We start from the raw sequence: 23436 nt of genomic DNA on the forward strand, positions 1-23436 counted from the left end.
AAGTTTAAATCAAAGTTTAAATCAAAGTTTAAATCAAAGTTTAAATCAAAGTTTAAATAAACTTTAGTTTTGATTTTAAATCGGAATGTGTCTCCTTCAATTTCGGAGACATATTCAATTTAAACAAATATTTCCCTTTAATTTTATTTGACTTACACTGTTTTTTTATTCATTTATGCTTACCATATCTTTTATATACCTAAAATCTCTTTTGAAGTTGCCAATAAAAATTCTATTCTTATTTATGATTTCATATCGAAATCAATCGGCTTCTTTGAAGCATTGTCTGTTATTGAAATAAATAATGACAAAACTGCATGCGTATGCTATGGCTGCATAACGCGTTTGCTTTTTGCTTCAAACAAGTTTTAAAATTATATTAAAATTGAAAGAAAACAAAAAGAGTTTGTTTTCTGCTTTTGAAATTTAATTTAAATTTAATTCATTTTTAATGAGTTATTTTTAATTTTATTAATTTCAATCACGGCTTATTCAATTTTTTAGTAATTTCAGTAATTATTGTTATCATTCTGTTGAACGTATTGACGTTTTTACATACGGAATTTATCAAATATTCAATTTAAACGAAATAATTTAAAAATATTGAAATAAAAAATAAAATTTAATACAATCATATCTCGGAGGAAAATATTATGGCAAGAAAACAACAAAAGAAAGTGGACAGCTGGAAGGAAAAGAAATGGTACAACATCGTTGCGCCCGAATTTTTAAACCGCGCTGTTGTCGGACAAACCATTGCATCCGATCCGGCACTTCTTCCGGACCGTATCATTGAAACGACTGTCGGCGAAATGTCCGGTGAAATGTCCAAGAACAACATCAAAATGAGATTCAGAATCGTCAACGTCAACGGCGATGTCGCCGAAACCGTTTTCCTCGGTCACCACCTGACAAACGACTATCTCCGCTCCATCGTTAAGAGACAGACCTCTAAGATTGACGCCATTTTGACTGTCAGAACCGCAGACGGCTACATTGTTACAATCAAGCCGACCTGTTTCACAGTGAAAAGAGCAAGAACCAGCCAGATCAAAGCCATCCGCAACATGATGACAAGAATCGTCGTCAGACGCGCTGTCAAAACCAACTTCGAAGATCTCGTTCAGGAAATCGTCACCGGTAAACTCTCATCCATGGTTTACAAACAGACCAAAAACATTTACCCCTTGAGACGCGTCGAAATCAGAAAGACCGAAGTCGTCAAGACACCGGCACAGCGCAGAGTTCCGAAAGTCGCAGAAGAAACAGCACCTGCCGAAGAAGTTGCAGCACCCGTTGAAGCACCGGTCGAAACCCCTGTTGAAACTGCAGCAGCAGAAGTCGCAGCAGAAACACCTGTTGAAGAAGTTGCAGCAGAACCCACAGAAGAAGTTGCAGAAGCCGTTGAAGAAACAACGGAAGAATAATCTTTTTTCCGGCTTCATAAATTTTAATTGGGAAACGGCATCGCCGTTTTCTTCTTTTCTTTTTAAAAACAAAATCTGTGATTTACTGATTTTCTTGAATTGATTTTTGTTTTCAAGTCATCTTTTGTTGCTGTTTGCAGTTTCTTCTTCTGCCTTTTTCAGATTCCTGCACTGCTGTCGATTTCAATTTTTGTTGTTGCTGCCGCTGCGGTTTGCACCGCCGCCCTACGGTTTGTGTTTGCGCTTTTGCGGTGCGTTTGTCGCCTTACTGCTGTCAATCCGCTGCGACCCGCCGCGCGCGAATTCGCCCGTCTTTAAAAATCTCACTAAAACTGCTCATCCTTTTTCAAATATTCTTTTGAAAAAACAACTTCTATTTTTATTTTATCCTGATCGGGGCGGGATATTTCATTTTAAAAATGAATTAAAAATATCCTTAAATAGGATAACTCCCTTTCAAATCAAAAGCTTAAGGAACATTTTTATGGAATTTACAAAAGAAGAAATCCTCGGTGTTTTGGAGACGTATGATTTGGACAATATCACAATTGCCACAATCTGCTCCCACTCCAGCCTCCAAATCTTTGACGGTGCCCGCAAAGAAGGTTTTAAAACGCTCGGGATTTGTTTAAGGGCGCCTCCGAAATATTATGACGCTTTTCCGCTGGCAAAGCCCGACGAATTTTTAGTGCTTGAACGCTACGACGAATTATTGGACAAAGTTGAAGAACTGAAGGCCAAAAACGTCATTATCGTCCCGCACGGCTCTTTTATCGCTTACATGGGAACCGACAAATTCGCGCAGCTCGGGCTTCCCACATTCGGAAACAGAAACGTTTTGGAGTGGGAATCCGACCGCAAAAAGGAAAGACAATGGCTTATCGGCGCCGGCATTCATATGCCTGACGTTATTGAAGATCCGAGAGACATCGACGGTCCCGTGATGGTCAAATACGACGGCGCGCAAGGCGGCAAAGGTTTTTTCATTGCGAAATCTTATGATGACTTTTTGGAACACATTGACGATTCCAAAACTTTCACGATTCAAAAATTCATTACGGGGACACGCTATTATTTGCATTATTTCTATTCTCCCGTCAAAGAAGACGGCTACACGCTCAGCAAAGGCAGTTTGGAAATGCTCAGCATGGACCGCCGCGTCGAGTCTAACGCTGATGAAATTTTCCGCCTCGGTTCTCCGAAAGAACTTGCGGAAGCCGGCATTATTCCGACTTACGTTGTTACCGGAAACACGCCGCTTGTCGCCCGCGAATCGCTTCTGCCGCTCATCTTTGAACTCGGCAGCCGCGTGGTTGAAGAATCTTTGAAAAAATTTGGCGGCATGATCGGTCCGTTCTGTTTGGAAACGGTTTTTACCGACGACTTGGAAATCAAAGTGTTTGAAATTTCCGCAAGAATCGTTGCCGGAACAAATCTTTATGTTTCGGGCTCTCCATATGCCGATTTGGTTGAAGAAAATATGTCGACAGGCCGCAGAATCGCAAGAGAAATCAAGGTCGCAAAAGAAAAAGGCAAACTGGATGAAATTATTTCTTAAAATTTCTTAAAATATGATTTTTAATTAAAAATTTCTAATTAAAATTTCAAATTAAAAAAATTTCAAATTAAAAAATACAAAGAAAGGTTGAAATATGAATTCATATTCAACTTTTCGATTTTATTGTTCTGCTTCGTTATTTATTTCATTATCTGTTTCGTTTTCTATTGTGTTTTTCATGCCGTTTTTGATTCCTTTCGGATGAATCACAAACGAAATTTTTATTTTTGTCTTAATTTTGATCGAAATCCCGCAACAACTGCCGAAACGGCAATTAATGTCATTAATGCGGGTAAAACTCTTCTTGATCTTCTGTTTTGACTGTTTTTTATGAAAGATTTTTTCATTTTTGATTCCTCGTTATTTTTTAACCAACGCCTGAAACCAATATATGAAAAGTCGTACTGAAATATATATATTTCGGACTAACTCAATACATTTTTAAAAAATAAGTAAATATTCTGAAAATGATTTCATCTTTTGGATTCTGTTCATTTTCGGTTTTTGTTTTTAATCAATCTTCAATTTCAAAAGCGTCTTTTCCTTCGCCGCAAACGGGACATTCCCAATCGTCGGGCAGATTTGCAAAAGGCATGTCTTCTTCATCTTCATCATAAACATAACCGCAAACGGTGCAAACATATCTTGCCATTTTAATCGACCTCATTTTTCATTTTTATCAGATAACTGTTCTGCTGTTTTTGAAATTGTAAACAGAATGCTTTCGCATTCATATAAAACAGGAAGCTTCGATTTTATATAATTATATGTATCTTTCACAGATTTTGACTTTGATTAAACTGTATATTTGTTTTTATGGCATTGATTAAACGGTATACTTGTTTTTTTGTTTTTTTGTTTTTTTGAAAAATGGGGCGGCTCGCGCGTTGGCGGGCTGCTGTTTCCGGACAGAGGCAACCGCATAAACCTGATTGGCAGCAACAACAGTAAAAGACAGTTGCAGATTGACAGGCTTAGCAGGAGCCGAAACCGTAAAAGACAGTTGCAAGAAGGAACAAGCTGAAACAGAAAAGCAAAATCTCAAACTCGGCGGTTTTTTATTTTTCGTTTTGTATGGGAAGAATCTCAATCTCCTCCTTCCCTCCGCTGCGCTTCGGGAACTCGTCGATTGAGAGGCGGTACATTTCCTTTTCAATCAAATTTGAAAAAGAATTGAAACATCGTTTTTATCAAATTTATTCAAAATGAACGTCTTCTTTTATCGAAAATCTGAAAATTTAAGATTCGGGTTTTACGGGACGTTCAAGTTTACCGATTTTTAAAATTGGATGTTTAGGTTTCATCAAAAAATAAAACAAAAACGGGGTACAAGGTTGAAATTTATAAAAACGGAGCGTTTCGCGCGCGCCGGCAGGCAGCAGCAACAGTAAAAGACAGTTGCAGATTGGCAGTCTCAGCCGGAGCCGAAATAGTAAAAGACAGTCGCAAGAAGGAACAAGCTGAAACAGAAAACAAACTCGTAAACTCAGCGGCGGTACATTGTTTTTTCAATCAAATTTAAGAATGAATTGAAACATCGTTTTTCATCAAAATTATTCAAAAAACGGAACGCCTTCTTTTATCCAAAATCTAAAAATTTAAGATTAGGGTTTTATCGGGCATTCAAGTTTATCGATTTCGAAAATTGGATGTTTGGGTTTAACCTGTTGAGTTAACCATAATTTTGGAGATTTTGATTCTGCAAATCTTTGTTCTGCATCACTTTTTGATAAGGCGGCAGCACAAGAGGATTGGAATTGGATAAGCCCGTGATGGTTTTAACATTGTCAGCCATTTTTTTGTAAGCAATCGGGCTGCCGTTTTCAAAAACATATTGCCTCAATTCTTCAATATCGTATTCATCGCTCGTTCCTTCAACATTAAAATAAGAAAGGGCGATGCATTTCAAATTTAATGAATTGTTTTCCGATGACATTTCAATCATTTGCTCAACGATACAGGGTTTTTTCAAATCGTTGATCGGAACTTTGACGTTGAAACCGTTTTTGATTTGAACATTGACGGCGCCCGCGACAGGATTGTATTCATATTCAAGACGGGCGACGGCGTGATTAACCAATTTACATTTTTTAAAACTCATTTGAATTCCTCATCTGTTACTTTATTCTGTTTATTTAGCATATACATCTCGTTTTTAATTTCAATCAACTTTTGAATTTTTTATATATGATAGAAAAAGGATTTTTCCTTAATAATTATATGCCGATTTTATTGCTGATTTCGTTTAAGAGAGAAAAATGATATGAAAACGGCAAAGGATGACATTTTTAATTCATTGTAAACTCGGCGGAAATATATTTATAGTTTACAATCTTTTTTATTCCAATTCCAGAACCAAACCTGTTTTTGCCGCAATCAAACCGAGCAGGCAACCGAACAGATGCGAACGAATCTTAGAAATTATTCTTACAAATATTCTTACAAACATTCTTACAAACATTCTTACAGACATTCTTACAAGAATTGGGAGGGCTTTAAAAAATGGTTAAAATTACAGAAACCGCTCTTCGTGACGCGCACCAGTCTTTAATTGCGACACGCATGAGAACACGCGATATTTTGGATATTGTTGAACAGTTAGACGACGTCGGATACTGGTCCCTTGAAATGTGGGGCGGCGCAACATTTGATACTTGCATTCGCTATTTAAACGAAGATCCGTGGCAGAGACTTCGAGACATCAAATCGCGCATGAAAAAAACGCCGGCGCAGATGCTTCTCCGCGGTCAAAATTTGGTCGGCTACCGCCACTATTCAGACGATGTCGTTGAAAAATTCGTGACGAAAGCGTATGAAAACGGCATTGATGTCTTCAGAATTTTTGACGCGCTCAACGATTTCAGAAACATCGAAACATCCGTCAAAACCGCCAAAAAAGTCGGCGCGCACGTTCAAGGAACGGTCAGCTACACCATCAGCCCGGTCCACACGCCCGAGACATTTATCAAAATGGCAAAGCAGCTCGAAGAAATGGACTGCGACTCCATATGCATCAAAGACATGGCAGGCCTTCTCTCCCCCGCGGCGGCATCCGAAATCGTTGCCGGCATGAAAAAAGAAGTTTCCATTCCGATCTGCGTTCACTCCCACTGCACATCCGGAATGGCACCCGTCATGTATTACGCCGCCGTTGAAGCCGGCGCGGACATCATCGACACCGCCATTTCCCCATTCGGCTGGGGCACTTCGCAGCCGCCGACAGAAGCAATGGTCGCTTCATTCATGGGAACCAAATACGACACCGGAATTTCACTTGAAAAATTCAACGAAATCACACCGTTTTTCAGAAACTTGAAAGAAAAATACAACTCCATCTGCGACCCGATTTCAGAAACCATTGACGCAAACGTCATTTTGTACCAGGTCCCGGGCGGCATGCTTTCAAACTTAGTTTCCCAATTGAAAGAGCAGAACGCGCTTGACAAATACATGGACGTTTTGGCCGAAATGCCGCGCGTGCGCGAAGAACTCGGCTACCCGCCGCTTGTCACCCCGACCAGCCAAATCGTCGGAACACAAGCCGTTTTAAACGTCATCATGGGTGAGCGCTACAAAGTGATTCCGAAAGAAGTCAAAGATTATGCGCGCGGCTACTACGGGAAAACCCCGGTTCCGATGTCCGGTGAAATGATTACTTTAATCATCGGCGATGAAGAACCTATTACTGTCCGACCCGGTGATTTGATTCCGCCCGAATATGAAAAAATGAAGAAAGAAGCGGAAGAAATGGGCATCGCCAAATCTGAAGAAGACATTTTGACTTACATTTTATATCCCGCAATCGCGCCGAAATTCCTGAAAGGCGAAGCGGAAGAAGAAGAGCTGATCTGCGGCTGCAGCGCGCCTGCGGCAAGCGGCGCCAACTTCTCCGGCATCCCGACGGAATACAAAGTGGAAGTGGACGGCAGTGTCTTTGACGTCAAAGTCGAGCCGACCGGATACAGCATCGTTGCCGCCGACGGCAAAAACAGCGGCAACGGCGGAAACGGCAGCGCAGCCGGATCAGCAGAAGATGAAAAGAAATCCAAAGCCAATCTGCCGGGCGCCGTGACAACATCCATGCAGGGAATGATCCTTTCCATCAAAACCAAAGTCGGTGAGCAAGTGAATGAAGGCGACACCATTTGCGTGATTGAAGCGATGAAAATGGAAAACGCCGTCAACGCCCCGAAATCCGGTGTTGTTAAAGAAATTATTGTTGCCGAAGGAGATACGGTTTCCGGCGGCGATGCATTGATGATTATCGAGTAAACGGAGGAACAGAAATGTTTCAGAAAATCCTTGTCGCAAACCGCGGTGAAATCGCAATTCGTGTCATGCGCGCCTGCCGTGAAATGGACATCAAAACAGTTGCCGTTTATTCCGACGCCGACAACAAAGCGCTCTTTGCAATGTACGCGGATGAAGCGGCATATATCGGCAAAGCGCCCGCAAGCCAGAGTTATTTGAACATGGAAAAAATCATCGAAGCCGCCAAACAGACCGGCTGCGACGCCGTTCACCCCGGCTACGGTTTTTTGTCCGAAAATTCAAAATTCGCGCGCCGCTGTGAAGAAGAAGGCATCGCATTTATCGGTCCGTCCGCTGACGTGATTGACAAGCTCGGCAGCAAAATCGAGTCGCGCAAGATTGCAAAAACGGCAAACATTCCGACCGTTCCCGGAACGGAAGACGCGGTCCAAGATGCCGACGAAGCGATTGCGGTTGCCAAAGACATCGGCTACCCCGTTCTGATCAAAGCGTCTGCGGGCGGCGGCGGCATCGGCATGCGCGTCGTCAACAGTGAAGACGAATTCAAAGACGCGCTTGAAACGACCATGCGCCTCGCGGGTTCCGCTTTCGGCGATCCGTCCGTTTTCATTGAAAAATACATTTTAAATCCGCGCCATATCGAAATTCAGATTATGGCCGACAAATACGGCAATGTCATTTATTTGGGCGATCGTGAATGTTCGATTCAGCGCCGCCATCAGAAATTGATTGAAGAAGCGCCGTCGCCGATCATGACGCCCGAGCTTCGAAAAGAAATGGGTGAAGCCGCGATTCGCGCAGCCAAAGCGGTCGGCTATTCCAATGCGGGAACAGTCGAATTCATTTATTCCAACGGCAAATACTATTTCCTGGAAGTCAATACGCGCCTTCAGGTGGAACACGGCATCACGGAATTGATTACGGGCGTTGACTTGGTCAAAGCGCAGATCCGCGTTGCCGCCGGCGAAGAGCTCGGCATGAAACAGGAAGACGTGTCCATTCGCGGCCACGCGATTGAATGCCGCATTAACGCAGAAGACCCGCTCAACGATTTCGCGCCGTCGCCCGGAAAAATCAGAAGATACAGATCTTCGGGCGGTCCCGGCATTCGCGTTGACAGCGGTGTCCACACCGGATATACGATTTCGCCGTATTACGATTCTATGATTTCCAAGCTGTGCGCGTACGGCGAGGACCGCGATGAAGCGATTGCACGCATGAAGCGCGCGCTTTACGAATATGTGGTCATCGGCGTGACAACGAACATTCCGTTTCACAAAGCGGTGATGGAAAACGAAGAGTTCCGCAAGGGAAATCTGTCGACAAGATTCATTGATGACAATGATATTGTTGAGGCGATTCAGGAAATTTTAAAGAGAGATTCTGCAAAAGGCGCGACGCTGGCGTCTGCTTTGGACAATGAAGAAGTGGTCGTTGCGGCAATTACGGCTGCGGTCGGCAGTTATATTGCAAATATTGCGGAAATCGAAAATAAGAAATCAAAGAGAAAATAATTCGAAAAAAATGAACTGATTTGATAATCGAATTGAATAAACGGATCGAAATATTTCTGTTTATTCATATTTTTTTGGTTTTGTTTTGGTTTTGAATACATATTTATATAAACTTGAAAATAGAAAATGGAAGCTAATAAGCGAATTTTACCAGGGGAAACTCGGGATGAAAAGCAAGAGATCAGAAATTATCAATGCGTTTAAAGCCGCGAACGGAAAGGCCATTTCAGGCGAGGAGCTGGGAAAAGAGCTCGGTATATCAAGAACGATGGTCTGCAAGTATATCAAAGGCTTAAAAGACGACGGTTATGAAATTTCATCGGCTCCGAAAAAGGGCTATGTTTTGAAATCCGTCCCCAAACTGCTTTACCCGGAAGAGATTTTGTCGGGTTTGAAGACGACGCTTTTCGGTAAAAACATTCATTATTATGATGAAGCCGGCTCTTCCAATGATATTGCCAAGAAACTTGCGCCGACGGCGGAAGAAGGAACAATTGTCGTTGTTGAACAGCAAACCGGCGGCCGCGCGCGTCAGGGCAGGCAGTGGGCGTCTCCGAAAGGCGGCATTTGGTTTTCAACGATTCTTAAGCCGCGCATCGCGCTCAGCGCCGCGTCGCGTTTAACGCTTACGTTCGGCCTCAGCGTTGCCAAGACGATGCGTCAATACGGATTTGATGCCAAAATCAAATGGCCTAATGATGTTTTGATCAACGGCAAGAAGGTCAGCGGCATTTTAACGGAAGTGGAAGCTGAAATCGATACGATCGAATTCGTTGTCATCGGCATCGGCATCAACGCGAATATGAGTCTCAAGGATATTCCCGAAGATTTGCGTGAGAATTCGACGACGCTTCGCGATGAATGTGGAAAAAGCGTTGACCGTGTTGAGTTCCTTCAGAAACTTTTGTTTGAGATGGAACAGGAATATATCCGTTTCAGCACGCGTCCGTTCAGCGAGATCATGGAAGAAATTGTCGCGCTTTCCGATACGATCGGCCGCGAAGTGACTGTGAATATGCCGAATCGAATCGTTGAAGGAACGGTTGTCGGCATTTCAAAGACAGGCGCGCTTCTTTTGAGAAAAAATGACGGCGACATTGAAGAAATTATTGCCGGGCGCTGCATGTACACGAAGAAATAAAAGCGCGTCAAATGAAGTGAAAGTTGGCAAAAAAACAAATAATAAAGGATTCTCTTTACCGATATGAAAAACGGAGATGAAACAATCCGACATAAGATTGCATTTCAAAATTCAAACCGGACTGCGCAAAGCAGAACTGTACGCAGCAGAGCTGTTCAAAACAGAACTGTATACCGGTTTTTCACTTCATTTTTAATTTTATTTTTGATTTCTTTACTGTTGTCTGCTGTCATGCTTCCCGCAGCGGCGGAAGAGGAGCAGCGCAATATTTTGGTTTCGGAAGAGTACCGGATTTTAAGAGACGGGGAAGTTTTGGAATTTAAAGAGGGTTATGAAACGATTCTCAAAGGATTCGGTCCCGATTCTGTTTTGGTTGAAATTTTCAATAATTTCAGTGATTCGTATTCGGTCGGCAGCGCCGTTTTAAGAGAAGGCGAGACGATTCAGTGTTACAGAACGCTTGAGAATGAAAGTATTGTGATTTTGATCATGACGCTTGACAAGCTTTATATCAATAATTCGCAGGTCGTTGCCGGCTTTTCTCATATTTATCAGTATGAGGATGAAAACACGCGGTATTCGGAAGAGACGAAATGGTTTTTGGAAACGGCTGTTTTGGAAGACCCGTCTGTTCCCAATATTCTGGCGGACTCAATCAAAATAGACAATGTCGAAGATGTGTCGGAGCCGACATACATTATTTTAATAATCACGTTTGCGGCAGCGGCAATGATCATAATCGGCTTGCTTTTCAGAAAGCGTGTTGAGAACGGAAAGATTGAGAGAAGTAAAAAGAAAAAATAAGGCGGCGGGCGCGCGCAAACCGCACCGTTTTTCATAATCTTTTTGAATCTGCTCCTGCATTTTTATTTTGATTTTCAAACTTATTCCTTGTTTTTATTTTGATTTTCGAACTTATTCCCCGTTTTTATTTTGTTCAAAACGAAACCCAAACATCCAATTTTCAAAATCGGTGAACCTGAACGCCCGATAAAATTCTAAAAAATGTTTTAGATTTTGGATAAAAGAAGGCGTTCCCTTTTTGAATCATTTTGATGAAAAACGATGTTTCAACTCATTTTGAAATTTGATTGAAAAAGCAATGTTCCGCCCCTCAATCGACGAGTTCCCGAAGCGCAGCGGAGGGAAGGAGGAGATTGAGATTCTAACCATACGTCGACGAATTTACAGCTTTCGGTTTTTGATTTAAATTTGAAGTCAGCTGAATTTGAACTTTTTATTCGTCGTGTAAGAATCCGCAAGCCTCGATATCGTTCGCTTCGCTTACGAATCTCGTTTGCGGGGTTGTTGCTTGGACTTTTCATTAATTTTCTTCAAAAACAAACATCGTTTTTATTTCAAATTAAAAGAAAATCGAACGCCGTTTTTCTTTCAAAGGATTCCTTTTATTTTGGGTTTTAAAGGGCGTTCAGGCTCAACGATTTTTCGAGATTGGATGTTTAGATTTGTCCGAAAATTAAATGAAAAGACAATGTTCCGCCCCTCAATCGACGAGTTCCCGAAGTGCAGCGGAGGGAAAGAGGAGATTGAGATTCTACCCGTACGTCGATGAATTTACAGCTTTCGGTTTTTGATTTAAATTTGAAGTCAACTGAATTTGAACTTTTTATTCGTCGTGTAAGAATCCGCAAGCCTCGATATCGTTCGCTTCGCTCACGAATCTCGTTTGCGGGGTTGTTGCTTGGACTTTTCATTAATTTTCTTCAAAAACAAACATCGTTTTTATTTCAAATTAAAAGAAAATCGAACGCCGTTTTTCTTTCAAAGGATTCCTTTTATTTTGGGTTTTAAAGGGCGTTCAAGCTAAAAGAAAATCGAACGCCGTTTTTCTTTCAAAGGATTCCTTTTATTTTGGGTTTTAAAGGGCGTTCAAGCTCAACGATTTTTCGAGATTGGATGTTTAGATTTGTCCGAAAATTAAATGAAAAGACAATGTTCCGCCCCTCAATCGACGAGTTCCCGAAGCGCAGCGGAGGGAAAGAGGAGATTGAGATTCTACCCGTACGAAACGAAAAATAAAAAACCGCTGAGTTTATGAGTTTGCTTTTCTGTTTCAGCTTGTTCCTTCTTGCAACTGTCTTTTACTGTTTCGGCTCCTGCTGAGACTGCCGGTCTGCAACTGTCTTTTGCGATTGCTGCGGCCGCGCAAAGTCTGCACCGTCGCCTCTGTTCGGCAGCAGCGCCGCCCGCCGCCGCGCGAGCCGCCCCATTTTTCAAAAAATATTCGCAAATATTCCTCCGTTTTCAAAAAAATATTCACAAATCCCTTCTCCGATTTTCTTTTTTCTTTTTTCTATTGTTGCTGCAATTATATTTTCAAAATCAATACATTAGAAAAAAATTTAAAAAGATTTATTACCTTTTATGACTATTTGAATCCGATTCAAATTAAAAGGTGTAATAATATGACTGATGAAGCCGCAAATCCTTATTTTTATATTCCCGATGCCGGAAACCTGAATTTAGATCAGATTTTATTCGAATTAAGAGAATGGAATCTCCCGATTCTGTTTGTCTGCAAAGATGAAAACGATACAAAATACCTCTCTTTGTGCGTTGATTCATTTAATTTGAATTTAAGATACTTGGTGACGGCAATCAAAAACGAAACATTGATTTCCATGCTCTCTCAAAAAATAACCGTCTATGAAGCTTTCCGCGAAGCTTTTAATGATTTTCCGTCAAACATTTACATTTTCAGAGACGCGAATCTGAATGAAAAATCAGAAAATTCGGAAAAAACCGAAAAAAACGAAAAACCGGAAAAATCAGAATATTTCGAAAAGAATCCGAATGAAAATAATTCAAACAAATATATGATACAAAAATTGAAAGCCGATGAAATTTCGGATGAGATACTTCCTCGAAAAGAAGCGGTTTTTAAAAGCAGATCTAAAAAAATAAACGTTTATCTTGAACGATTAATAAATGAAATGAACGATGAAATGAACGATGAAATGAACGATGAAATGAACGATGAAATGAACGATGAAATGAATGAAGAAATGAATGAAGAAATGAATGATGAAATGAATGATGAAATAAACGAAGAAATGAACGAAGAAATGAATGATGAAATGAACTGATCGAATTTGATCTCAAAAATCACCAAAAAGAAGTCGGAAGAAGTTCAAAAATTAAAACTTCTTCACAATTTAATTATGATTTGTCTAAATACTTGAAAACCCGTTTACATAATCGCGTGTTTCGTGTCTCTTGCAATCACTAATTCTTCATTGGTCGGAATAAGCAAAGTGCGCACTTTTGCGCCGTCTTTTGAAAAGTCGACTTCTTTGCCGCGCACATTATTCTTTTCAGAATCAACGTCAACGCCGAGGTAAGTCAAATATTTACAGACTTCTTCGCGCGTTTCAATGTGATTTTCACCGACGCCGGCCGTGAAAACGATTGCATCCGCGCCGTTCATTGCGGCCGCGTAACTGCCGATGTAACGCGCAATACGATACCAATAGGCATTGAGAGCCGCTTTTGCCAATTCATTTCCTTCTCCCATCGCTTCATCGAGATCTCTGAAGTCGCTTGAAACGCCCGAAATGCCCAAAACGCCTGATTTTTTGTTCAAAAGATTGATCGTTTCGTGTGCAGTCAAGTTTTCTTTTTCCATGATGAAAGTCACGACAGCAGGGTCGATGTCGCCGCTTCTCGTTCCCATGATGAGCCCTTCAAGCGGTGTCAATCCCATCGACGTGTCGATTGAATGTCCGCCGTCGATTGCGCAGACGCTGGCACCGTTGCCCAAGTGGCAGGTAATGATTTTCAATTGATCATACGATTTGCCCAACATTTCTGCCGCTCTCATCGAGACGTATTTGTGGCTGGTGCCGTGGAAACCGTATTTGCGAAGTTTGTGTTTTTCATAAAATTCGTAGGGGATGGCATACAAATACGCTTTTGCAGGCATGGATGCATGGAATGCCGTGTCAAAAACCGCAACTTGCGGGACATTCGGCATGATGTGTTTGCAGGCGCGAATTCCGGTCAAGTTCGCAGGGTTATGCAAAGGCGCCAATTCACTGCATTTTTCAATAATACGTTCAACTTCATCGTTAATCAATACAGAGTCAGTGAAATGTTCGCCGCCGTGTACGACGCGGTGACCGACTGCCGTAATTTCATCCATTGATTTGATGACGCCGTGATCGGGGTCAAGAAGCGCTTCAATCACGATTTTAACAGCCGCTTCATGGTCAGGCATGGGGTGATTGATTTCATAAACAAAGTCGCCGCGGTCATGCTTTAAGAAACCGTCGATTCCGATTCGTTCGCACAAACCTTTAACCAAGACGGTTTCCGTGTCCATATTTATTAATTGATATTTAAGCGACGAACTGCCGCAATTTAAAACTAAAACATCCATTTTTATGTCCTCCGATAATGATGATGTGAGTATAATGATGTGAGTACAGTAATGTGAGTTTAATTTTGATGTGAGTTTAATGATTATGAGTATCGTTGATGATTTTTCTGATTTCAAACGTTTTTCACTCAATCATTTGTACAACGTTTAATCATTCGTGGCTTGGACTGCCGTAATTGCGGTAACGCCGACGATATCTTCAGCCGTGCAGCCGCGAGAGAGATCGTTGACCGGTTTTGCGATTCCTTGCGTGATCGGTCCGTATGCCTCTGCTTTTGCCAAACGTTCGACCAATTTGTAGCCGATGTTGCCGGCATCCAAATCCGGGAAAATGAGTACATTTGCGTAGCCGGCAATCGGGCTGTCAGGTGCTTTTTGCTTGCCGATTTCAGGGACAATTGCGGCGTCTAATTGGAATTCGCCGTCAAGCAATAAATCGGGTGCCGCTTCTTTTGCTAAGCGCGTTGCTTCAATCACTTTGTCAACATCGGGATGCTTCGCGCTGCCTTTTGTAGAATGAGAAAGCATGGCCACTTTGGGTTCTGCCTGAACCAATTTTTTGAAAGATTGCGCTGCGCTTTGGGCGATTGCTGACAATTCTTCTGCATTCGGATTTTGAACAAGACCGCTGTCGGAGAAGAGGAAAACGCCGTTTTCACCGTAGGCGCAGTCGGGAACCACCATGACAAAGAAGCTGGAGACGAGTTTGACGCCCGGGGCGGTTTTCAAAATCTGCAAGCTTGCACGCATCACATTTGCCGTTGAGTTCACGGCGCCTGCAACCATGCCGTCCGCGATTCCTTCTTTTACGAGCATGCAGCCCAAATAAAGAGAATCGTTTTTAAGCAAAGCAGCGGCGTCTTCAAGCGTCATTCCTTTTTCTTTGCGCAAGTCGGCCAATTTGGCGGTCAGACTTTCCATTTCTGAATAATTTGCAGGGTCGATGAATATTGCTTTTGTAAGATCCAATCCGTCCGCTTTTGCAAGAGTTTCATCTTTGCTGCCGATTAAAATGATTTTTGCGATCTCTTCGCGTAAAATCATATCGGCCGCCTTTAACGTGCGCATGTCATCGGTCTCAGGCAGCACAATCGTCTTGCCTGCGGCTTTTGCGCGCTGTTTAATACTTTCCAAAAAGTTCACAGTATTTTCCTCCGTATAAACTGTTAAGCAAAATTTCATAAAATAGTGTCAAATAATAGTGTCAATGTTGTCAGGTTTTGTAATTTTTATCGCATATGCTCGAAAAAATCTCAATTGTTAAGCATATACATTCTGCTGAGCATTTTCTCCTTTTATGCGGCAGGTTTATGCAAACTGCCTCCCAAGTGGGTTTTATTACTTATCTTGGTTTTATCGCTCAAAACTGACAAATTAAAAGTGGTTTAAATATTGCTGTTGCATGAGGAATGCAAATCTGTTGCCGTTTTTATTCGTCGTTTTTGATTTCCGGTCGGCACGAAGTGGCGGACGGACTTGAAACGCATTTTCAAGTGTATTTTTTATTTTTGATTTCGTTTTTAATTTTTCCATTTTTGATTTCGTTTTTTAATTTTGGTCTGTTTTTTCAGTTTCGTTTTTGATATTGTTCGTTTTTCCCTGCGACAATATCTTACAATATTTGTCACATGACGCTTCTGCCGCCTTCGAATGTGCCGGCTGCGTCAAATCTGTAATGATTGTATGTGTAAATCTCCCTTCTTATATAAACATAATTCACGGAGATGAAATGAAATGATAAATCGTTGTGATGAATGATAAATTTCATATCCGTTCTTTTTTGAATGCATAGGTTCATAAATATAAAATTCTTCTATTCTTTGTTACGTTCGTTTTAAATTCAATTGTATATTCTACATTTCTTATAAATCTTTAATTTCAAAACAACAAAAGGAGATTCAAAAATGGAAACATTAGATGCACTCAAATATCGAAAAGCAGTTCGCAAATATAAAAAAGAACAGATCAAAGACACGGAATTGGAAACCATCCTCGCAGCAGGCGGCATTGCGCCGGTCGGCATGGGCGATTACGCTTCCATTCATGTAACTGTTGTTCAAAATCCTGAAATATTGAAGAAAATTTCTTCTGCCGTCAAAGCGGCTGTTCCTGAAATGAATGCCCCCGACCCGATTTACGGCGCGCCGACTTTGGTGGTCGTTTCATCCAAGCCGAATGAAAGAATGCCGACGATCGGCGATTTTAATACAGGCTGCATTCTTGAAAATATGATGATTGCGGCAACTGATATCGGTGTCGGAAGTATTTTTATGCTGCTGCCGGTCTTTGCATTTACTGACCCGCTCTTGGTTTCAAAATTAAAAATCCCGTCCGGATTTAAACCGCTTGCGACAATGGCGCTCGGTTATTCTGATGAACCGGCAGTTTCTAAGGAATTGAAAAACAAATTTGAAACAACCATTCTTCGCTGATTTTTGAAAACATAGAAACACAAAAAAAGAGGAATCATTTATGACAATTACGGAAGCAACGGACAAAACTTGGGATGAACTCATTTCAAATAAAGAAAAGCCTGTGATGACGATGTTTTATATGGAAACGTGTCCGCACTGTGAAAGAATGAAGCCGGTTTTTGCCGATCTTGACAAAAAATACGGCGACAAAGTTTCGTTTGTCCGCATTAATGCGATGGATTTTTTGGACATCACCAAAAGATACGGAATCGTTGCAGCGCCCGGATTTAAGTTTTTTAAAGACGGAAATCTGCTCAACGAAGATAATGACGTTTTAAATGCCGAACAATTAGAGCAAATCGCGAAAGATTTGGCAAGCGGAGAATTGTAATTTCTCCGTTTATTTTTTCTTTTCTTTTCTTTTTATTTTATTTTTCAAAAACGCGGTTTTGTTTTTGCTTCAATTTTTCCAAAATTTCAGATTTGTTTTTGATTTGTTTTTCAAAATCGCCGGTCTATGTTTCATTTTATTTTTTGAAGAATGGAGCGGCTCGCGCGGGGCGGCTGTCTGTCGGGAGCGGGGCGGCTGGCGGCTGGCGGCTGCCGGGCGGAAACCTGATTGGCAGCGGCAACATTAAAAGACAGTTGCAGATTGTTCCGCTTTGCAGGGGCTGAAGCAGCAAAAAACAGTTGCAGATTGGCAGTCACGGCAGGAACCGCAACCGTAAAAGACAGGCGTAAGAAGGAACAAGCTGAAACAGAAAAATAAAATCGTAAACTCAGCGGTTTTTGATTTTTTGTTTTGTATGGAAAGAATCCGCCAAGTCTCAATTCCCTTCGCTGCGCTACGGGAATTTCAACTTGCGGGGTCGGTACATTGTCTTTTCAATCAAATTTGAAAAAGAATTGAAACATCGTCTTTCATTATAATTATTCAAAAACGGAACGCCTTTTTTTATCGAAATCTAAACATTTATTTAGGGTTTATCGGGCGTTCAGGTTCACCGATTTTGAAAATTGGATGTTTGGGTTTCATCCCGAAAATCGAAATAAAATGGGAATGAAGTTGAAAACAAAATAAAAAACGAATCTCGGGTTTGAAAAATTTATTAAAAATGATGCACTTCGCGCGAGCCCGCGCCGCATTACAAACGTTTCAAGTTTTTCACGACTAAAAAATCCCTCTTGAAAGAACAAAACGGAAATAACCTATTTATTGACATACACCTTTTTCAAACGCAGATACTATGAGTTTCCGCGATTTTATTGAAGACTTAAGAAAAAACGGGCGCTTGACCGAAATCGACCGCCCCGTTTCAAAAGAGTATGAAGCGCCGATTTTAGCGCACGAAAACAAAGGACCGATCTTTTTTAAAAATGTTGACGGCTCCCAAGCAATCATGAATCTTCTCGGTTCTCGAGAAGAACTCGGCGCCATGCTCGGCGTTTCCAAAGAAGAAATCATTTCAAGACTTGCCGACATTACGCCCTGCGGCGAAGTTGTCGTCGTTAAAGAGTCGCCGACAAAAGAAGTCATTTTGGAAGGCGACGACGTTGATTTATCCAAATTGCCGATCATGAAACACTTTGAAAAAGACGGGGGCGTTGGTTATATCACGGCAGGCATTGTCGTTTCCGAATATGAAGGCGAAAAGAACGCTTCCATTCACAGACTTATGGTCGTTGACAAAAATACGCTTGCGGCCCGCCTCGTTCCGCCGCGCCATACTTATGTGATTCACAAAAACGCATCCGAAAAAGGCGAAAAACTGCCGGTTGCAATTGTTATCGGTGCCGATCCTGTTATCACTTACGCGAGCACGACACGCGTTCCGCTGTCACAGGAATTCGAATACGCGGCAGCGCTGCGCGGCGCGCCGGTTGAACTTTTCGAATGCAGCAACGGCATCCAAGTGCCGCACGCGGAATACGTTCTCGAAGGCTACCTCGACCCGCAGGAACGCGTGCCGGAAGGACCGTTTGTTGACATCACGGGAACATACGACCACGTTCGTCCCGAGCCCGTTATCAAAATTACAAAAATTTACCATCGAAAAGATCCGATCTATCACGGCATTCTGCCGGCCGGTGCCGAACATTTGCTCATGATGGGCGTTCCGTACGAGCCGAAAATTTACAAAGCGGTCAGCGAAGTGACAACCGTTTCCAATGTCGTTTTGACGGAAGGCGGCTGCTGTTATCTTCACGCTGTTGTTCAAATCAAAAAACAGACGGAAGGCGACGCAAAAAACGCGATCATGGCAGCGTTTGCAGCGCACACCAGCTTAAAACACGTCGTTGTCGTGGACGAAGACATCGACATTTTCAATCCGGACGACGTCGAATTTGCGATTGCGACGCGCGTCAAAGGCGACATGGATGTCATGATTGTGACAAACGTTCGCGGCAGCTCGCTTGACCCGCGCGGCGCACCCGACGGAACGACTTCAAAAGTCGGCGTCGACGCGACAAAAGTGCTTGCGAACAAAGAAGATTTTGAACGCGCGAAGTTTCCCGTTTTGAAAAAATAAACGATGCATTCAAAGTTGAAGAGAGGCGACAAAATGTATCTGACAAAAGAAGAAGAAAAAACACTTCGCGGAGACGACGGCGAAACGCTTCGCAAAATGATTGAAATTCTCGTCGCGCTCGGCGATATTTACGGCGCGGACGCGCTCATCCCGATCAAAAGCGCTCAAGTCTCGGGCGTTTCTTACAAAACAATCGGCGATGCCGGCATTGAATGGATTTCCGACTTAAAAGGAACCGTCAAAGTGCCGACCGTTCTCAATCCTGCGGGAATGGACATGAACAATTGGGAGCGTCTCGGAATCGACCCGAAATTCGCCGCCAAACAAATCGAAATCATCAACGCGTTCGGAAGCCTCGGAATCGAGCCGAAATGCACTTGTACGCCTTATTATTTGAACGGATTTGACGTCAAATACAAAGATCATTTGGCGTGGGGCGAGTCTTCCGCTATCTCTTATTCCAATTCCGTTCTCGGCGCGCGCACCAACCGTGAAGGCGGACCGTCAGCGCTTGCAGCAGCGCTTATCGGAAAAACACCCGATTACGGCTATCACAAAGTTGAAAACCGAAAGCCGAATCTTGAAATTCATGTCGATTTTGAAACAAACGAATCCGATTACGGCGCGCTCGGCTATGTCGCGGGAAAACTCGTCGGAAGCAAAATTCCGCTTTTTAATCTGAAATCCGTTCCATCCAAAGACGAAATGAAAATGCTCGGCGCGGCAATGGCGGCATCGGGCGCGGTCGCGCTTTATCATATCGACGGCGTCACGCCTGAAATTACGGACAAAGAATTCATTTACGAAAAGCCGTCGGAAATCATTACGATTGAGAAAAAAGACATTGACGCTGTTTACGAATCCGCCGATAATCCTGCATTAAACAATGATATTGTCACGATCGGCTGCCCGCATTGTTCCAAAGCGGAACTTGAAAAAATCGCGGCGCTTTTGGAAGGCAAAACCGTTGTCAAAGAGTTTTGGATTTTCACTTCAAGAGAAGTGGCCGAGCAGAACAAAAATCTTGTTTCAAGAATCGAAAAAAGCGGCGCAAAAGTCGTCTGCGACACGTGCATGGTCGTCTCTCCCGCGGCGAATTCTTATCACTGCATGATGGTCAATTCAGGCAAAGCGTTCGCTTATGTTCCGAGCATGTGCGGCTTAAAAGCGACATACGGAACGGTTGAAAGATGCGTTAAAGACGCGACGGGGGAGATTTAATGAGTCAAATCATCAAAGGCCGGACAATTGCGCGCGGCTGCGCTGCCGGAAAAGTTCTCATGACGAAAGATCCGATTTCTTTTTTGGGAAACGTGAATCCCGAAACCGGCGAAGTTGTTGACCCGAATCATGAGCTTTACGGCAAATCCATCAAAGGAACCGTTCTTGTTTTTCCTCAGGGAAAAGGATCTACCGTCGGCTCTTACGTCATTTATCAGCTCAAAAAGAACGGAACAGCTCCAGCGGCAATCATTAATTTGGAGTGCGAACCGATTGTCGCGGTCGGCGCAATCATTTCGGAAATTCCGCTGATTGACAAATTAGAGACGAATCCGTATGACATTTTAAAAGACGGCGATGAAGTGACGGTTGACAGCGCGGAAGGTTTTATTGAAATTTTGTAATTTCAATTTAAAAAGTTTTAATTTTCTAATTTGTTTTTTATTTTTTAGAAATTGAGGTATTGAAAATGAATCAAAACGAAAGCAGTCTTCCCGTTCATTTTCGATATTTCAAAAAGAATACTTACAGTTATTCCGCGCTGATTCCGGTTCTTTCAAACCAATCTTCAAATCAATCTTCAAATCAATCCGGGATTGATATCGAATTTGATTTTGTTAAAGCGCCTGCTTCCGGTATTCTTCTTTACAGCTTTTTTACGAATCAAAAAGAAGAGGTTTTTGAAGAAGTCAAACAAATACGAGCTTCCAATCTTTCCGCTTTTTTAATTGCCGGCGGTCCGCATCCGTCGGGCGCGTCTGCTGAAACGCTTGAATATTTTGACGCCGTTGTCATCGGCGAAGGCGAAGAAACGCTTCCCGCTTTGATTTCTCAAATTCAGTTCAATTATCGAAACAAAAAGCCGCTGAAATCCGGTTTTGAAAATATTTCGGGAATCGCATTTAAAAACGAATTCGGAAATACGGTTGTGACTCAAAAGCGGAATCCTGTTTCGTTAGATTGTTATCCCTGTTTTTCGCCCGATAACATTTGGCGCCCGCTCGAGATTTCCCGCGGCTGTCCGCATCGCTGCAAATTTTGTCAAACGCCGCAGATTTTCGGGCACAAAATGCGTCATCGAAGTGTTTCAGAAATCGTCAAATACGCGGCTTATTACGATGATTTGCGTTTTATTTCTTCAAACGCGTTTGCTTACGGCGGAAACGGAGTGACGCCCAAGCCCGAAATAGTGAAAGAGTTGCTTTCATCTTTATCGGAATTGGAAAACAAAAGAATCTTTTTCGGCACTTTTCCGTCTGAAGTGCGTCCGGAATTCGTAACGGAAGAAATGATCGATTTGATCAAAACGTATTGTTCCAATGATTCGCTCAGTATCGGCGCTCAATCGGGAAGCGATTCGGTTTTAAAAGAAATCGGCCGCGGTCATTCTGCCGAAGATGTTTACGCCGCGGCGGGACTTTGTTTTACAAATGACATCACGCCGATCGTTGATTTTATCATCGGATTCCCGAGTGAAAAGGAAGCGGATCAGCAGCAGTCTTTGGAAATGATTGATTGGCTCTGCAAAAAAGGCGGCGAAGTGCGCGCGCATTATTTAACGCCGCTTCCGTCAACGGCTTATGAAAATATTGTCCCGGCAGAGGTTCATCCGGAAATTTCGAAAAAGCTCGGGAAATTGGCGCTCGGGGGCAAATTGAAAGGAACTTGGGAAAATTTGCACTTATAATCGGACATTTAAAATTGTAATTTAATTTGATTCGAAATTATAATTTAATTTGATTCGAAAATGTAATTTTTTTGTTAATTTATGTTTGTGGATTTACTGCAAATTACTAATTTAACGTAGATTTACTTTCAAATTTACTTTCAAATCTACTTGCAGATTTACTTACAAATTTACTTGCAGATACTTACAAATTTACTTACAAATTTACTTACAAATTTACTTACAAATTTACTTACAAATTTACTTACAAATTTACTTACAAATTATATTTTTACGCAATATAGATAAAATATATATAAGAACACCAATATAATAGTTGTGAGGCGGAAATATACCGTTCAGGTGTTTCCCCTAATCGTCACTGCTTACTGCAAATGTTTTTGTATATTTCGGAATGTTTTTCAAAATGTCATATTTCATTTCAGAGTTGCGGCAGATGTCGATTCATCGGTAATAGTTTTATTCAAGCGGTATCGCGATTTGTGTTATTCTTGTTATTCTATTGCCAATTCAAAGATAAAAACAAATTTGTTACACATTAGTTATATTTGTAAAAAATATTTAGGAGTCATTGTTATGGATTTTAATGTTATTACATCCGGCCTTAAAAATTCATGGAACACTTTTGTCAGCAACATTGTTGCTTACATTGTCGGTTTCTTGATTATGGCTATCGGATCCATTTTAATTGTTACGATTGCGCCGTTGGTCTACGGTATGACCTATATGGTTTTGAAAGGTGTCCGCGGAGAAAAAGTTGAAATTAAAGATATTTTCTATGGTTTCAAATCACTCAATGTGATCATCAGAAGCTGGATCGGTTTGATCGGCATTGCCCTCGTTCCGATTATCATTGTGATTATTGAATTCGTGGTTGTCGGCGCGCTTACAGCAGTCAGCCCAACCGCAGGCGTTCTTGCCGGTTTGGTGTTCCTCTTGATCGTCATTCTTGTTGAAATTTTCCTGTTCTTTGCGTTCTATATCTATGTTATGGTTCCGTCCGAAAACATCATTTACGCAATCAAGGAAAGTGCGGCAATCGGCAAGTCCAATATCATTTTGGTCATCCTGGCAATTATTATCTCCGGTATCCTCGGATTTATCGGCGGTCTTTTGTTCGGTATCGGTGTTTTGATCACAGGTCCGATTGCAACTTTGTTCGGTGCTTATGTATTGAAAGAATTGGCACCCGGCATTTCTGACGCATCCGGTCAGTAATTTGACTGAAAATTTAACTTATACGAGAACTATTCGGAGTCCGTTCATTCGGGC

Annotated in this window: 23 protein-coding genes; 15 read left to right on the forward strand and 8 right to left on the reverse strand. The window is 42.0% G+C overall.

Features of this window, described 5'->3' with window-relative positions:
• Window positions 1–653 precede the first annotated feature (653 nt).
• Together MmiHf6_RS08650 and MmiHf6_RS08655 are read left to right on the forward strand one after the other, a co-directional pair.
• On the forward strand, window positions 654–1427 hold the full coding sequence (locus MmiHf6_RS08650) for a 30S ribosomal protein S3ae (RefSeq protein WP_316557388.1): 774 nt from the start codon (window positions 654–656) through the stop codon (window positions 1425–1427).
• A gap of 484 nt (window positions 1428–1911) precedes the next feature.
• A complete protein-coding gene (locus MmiHf6_RS08655) occupies window positions 1912–2985 on the forward strand; it encodes a formate--phosphoribosylaminoimidazolecarboxamide ligase (protein WP_316557389.1) in 1074 nt (357 codons plus the stop codon).
• A 514-nt stretch (window positions 2986–3499) separates the two neighbouring features.
• Here MmiHf6_RS08655 and MmiHf6_RS08660 read toward each other — a convergent pair.
• From MmiHf6_RS08660 to MmiHf6_RS08670, 3 genes are all read right to left on the reverse strand, one after another.
• The gene (locus MmiHf6_RS08660; RefSeq protein WP_316557390.1) at window positions 3500–3637 is read right to left on the reverse strand and encodes a rubredoxin; all 138 of its coding nucleotides are present in this window, start codon (window positions 3635–3637) and stop codon (window positions 3500–3502) included.
• Window positions 3638–3811: 174 nt separating this feature from the next.
• Entirely contained in the window at window positions 3812–3994 is a 183-nt protein-coding gene (locus MmiHf6_RS08665; RefSeq protein WP_316557391.1) for a hypothetical protein, read from the reverse strand.
• 663 nt (window positions 3995–4657) lie between these two features.
• Complete coding sequence (locus tag MmiHf6_RS08670; protein ID WP_316557392.1) at window positions 4658–5086, reverse strand: hypothetical protein; 429 nt, start codon at window positions 5084–5086, stop codon at window positions 4658–4660.
• A 401-nt stretch (window positions 5087–5487) separates the two neighbouring features.
• On the opposite strand from MmiHf6_RS08670, the gene oadA reads away from it, so the two are divergent.
• The 5 genes from oadA (at window position 5488) to MmiHf6_RS08695 (ending at window position 11485) form a co-directional block, all read left to right on the forward strand.
• Window positions 5488–7257, forward strand: coding sequence for a sodium-extruding oxaloacetate decarboxylase subunit alpha (gene oadA / locus MmiHf6_RS08675; RefSeq protein ID WP_316557393.1), 1770 nt, complete (start codon window positions 5488–5490; stop codon window positions 7255–7257).
• A gap of 14 nt (window positions 7258–7271) precedes the next feature.
• Window positions 7272–8771 carry an acetyl-CoA carboxylase biotin carboxylase subunit gene (locus MmiHf6_RS08680; RefSeq protein WP_316557394.1) on the forward strand — a complete coding sequence of 500 codons (1500 nt, stop codon included), beginning with the start codon at window positions 7272–7274 and terminating at the stop codon, window positions 8769–8771.
• 166 nt (window positions 8772–8937) lie between these two features.
• Window positions 8938–9912, forward strand: a complete 975-nt coding sequence (locus MmiHf6_RS08685) for a biotin--[acetyl-CoA-carboxylase] ligase (protein WP_316557395.1) — start codon at window positions 8938–8940, stop codon at window positions 9910–9912.
• Between the two features lie 204 nt (window positions 9913–10116).
• Window positions 10117–10716 carry a hypothetical protein gene (locus MmiHf6_RS08690; protein WP_316557396.1) on the forward strand — a complete coding sequence of 200 codons (600 nt, stop codon included), beginning with the start codon at window positions 10117–10119 and terminating at the stop codon, window positions 10714–10716.
• A 508-nt stretch (window positions 10717–11224) separates the two neighbouring features.
• Window positions 11225–11485: a hypothetical protein gene (locus MmiHf6_RS08695; RefSeq protein ID WP_316557397.1), complete on the forward strand. Its 261-nt coding sequence runs from the start codon at window positions 11225–11227 to the stop codon at window positions 11483–11485.
• A gap of 501 nt (window positions 11486–11986) precedes the next feature.
• On the opposite strand, the gene MmiHf6_RS08700 is transcribed toward MmiHf6_RS08695, so the two are convergent.
• Complete coding sequence (locus MmiHf6_RS08700; RefSeq protein ID WP_316557398.1) at window positions 11987–12163, reverse strand: hypothetical protein; 177 nt, start codon at window positions 12161–12163, stop codon at window positions 11987–11989.
• Window positions 12164–12338: 175 nt separating this feature from the next.
• Here MmiHf6_RS08700 and MmiHf6_RS08705 point away from each other — a divergent pair, with 175 nt between their 5' ends.
• Entirely contained in the window at window positions 12339–13019 is a 681-nt protein-coding gene (locus MmiHf6_RS08705; RefSeq protein ID WP_316557399.1) for a hypothetical protein, read from the forward strand.
• A 104-nt stretch (window positions 13020–13123) separates the two neighbouring features.
• Here the strand turns inward: MmiHf6_RS08705 and MmiHf6_RS08710 are convergent, their stop codons facing one another.
• The 3 genes from MmiHf6_RS08710 to MmiHf6_RS08720 all read right to left on the reverse strand — a co-directional run bounded on the left by MmiHf6_RS08710 (window position 13124) and on the right by MmiHf6_RS08720 (window position 16079).
• Window positions 13124–14311: an acetate kinase gene (locus tag MmiHf6_RS08710; protein ID WP_316557400.1), complete on the reverse strand. Its 1188-nt coding sequence runs from the start codon at window positions 14309–14311 to the stop codon at window positions 13124–13126.
• 147 nt (window positions 14312–14458) lie between these two features.
• Window positions 14459–15454, reverse strand: a complete 996-nt coding sequence (pta, locus tag MmiHf6_RS08715; RefSeq protein ID WP_316557401.1) for a phosphate acetyltransferase — start codon at window positions 15452–15454, stop codon at window positions 14459–14461.
• A gap of 481 nt (window positions 15455–15935) precedes the next feature.
• The gene (locus MmiHf6_RS08720; protein WP_316557402.1) at window positions 15936–16079 is read right to left on the reverse strand and encodes a hypothetical protein; all 144 of its coding nucleotides are present in this window, start codon (window positions 16077–16079) and stop codon (window positions 15936–15938) included.
• A gap of 136 nt (window positions 16080–16215) precedes the next feature.
• On the opposite strand from MmiHf6_RS08720, the gene MmiHf6_RS08725 reads away from it, so the two are divergent.
• Entirely contained in the window at window positions 16216–16743 is a 528-nt protein-coding gene (locus MmiHf6_RS08725; protein ID WP_316557403.1) for a nitroreductase family protein, read from the forward strand.
• 40 nt (window positions 16744–16783) lie between these two features.
• Window positions 16784–17116: a thioredoxin family protein gene (locus MmiHf6_RS08730; protein ID WP_316557404.1), complete on the forward strand. Its 333-nt coding sequence runs from the start codon at window positions 16784–16786 to the stop codon at window positions 17114–17116.
• A gap of 131 nt (window positions 17117–17247) precedes the next feature.
• Here MmiHf6_RS08730 and MmiHf6_RS08735 read toward each other — a convergent pair whose 3' ends face one another.
• Window positions 17248–17556 carry a hypothetical protein gene (locus MmiHf6_RS08735; protein ID WP_316557405.1) on the reverse strand — a complete coding sequence of 103 codons (309 nt, stop codon included), beginning with the start codon at window positions 17554–17556 and terminating at the stop codon, window positions 17248–17250.
• A 416-nt stretch (window positions 17557–17972) separates the two neighbouring features.
• Between MmiHf6_RS08735 and MmiHf6_RS08740 the strand changes: the two genes are divergently transcribed.
• From MmiHf6_RS08740 to MmiHf6_RS08760, 5 genes are all read left to right on the forward strand, one after another.
• Entirely contained in the window at window positions 17973–19256 is a 1284-nt protein-coding gene (locus MmiHf6_RS08740) for an anhydromevalonate phosphate decarboxylase (RefSeq protein ID WP_316557406.1), read from the forward strand.
• A 33-nt stretch (window positions 19257–19289) separates the two neighbouring features.
• On the forward strand, window positions 19290–20477 hold the full coding sequence (locus tag MmiHf6_RS08745; protein ID WP_316557407.1) for a phosphomevalonate dehydratase large subunit: 1188 nt from the start codon (window positions 19290–19292) through the stop codon (window positions 20475–20477).
• Complete coding sequence (locus MmiHf6_RS08750; protein WP_316557408.1) at window positions 20477–20881, forward strand: DUF126 domain-containing protein; 405 nt, start codon at window positions 20477–20479, stop codon at window positions 20879–20881. The genes MmiHf6_RS08745 and MmiHf6_RS08750 overlap by 1 nt, the downstream gene beginning before the upstream one ends.
• Window positions 20882–20946: 65 nt before the next feature.
• A complete protein-coding gene (locus MmiHf6_RS08755; protein ID WP_316557409.1) occupies window positions 20947–22164 on the forward strand; it encodes a TIGR04013 family B12-binding domain/radical SAM domain-containing protein in 1218 nt (405 codons plus the stop codon).
• Between the two features lie 576 nt (window positions 22165–22740).
• Window positions 22741–23382: a hypothetical protein gene (locus MmiHf6_RS08760; protein ID WP_316557410.1), complete on the forward strand. Its 642-nt coding sequence runs from the start codon at window positions 22741–22743 to the stop codon at window positions 23380–23382.
• Window positions 23383–23436: the final 54 nt, after the last annotated feature.

It is taken from the genome of Methanimicrococcus hongohii (assembly GCF_032594095.1).
GTDB lineage: Archaea > Halobacteriota > Methanosarcinia > Methanosarcinales > Methanosarcinaceae > Methanimicrococcus > Methanimicrococcus hongohii.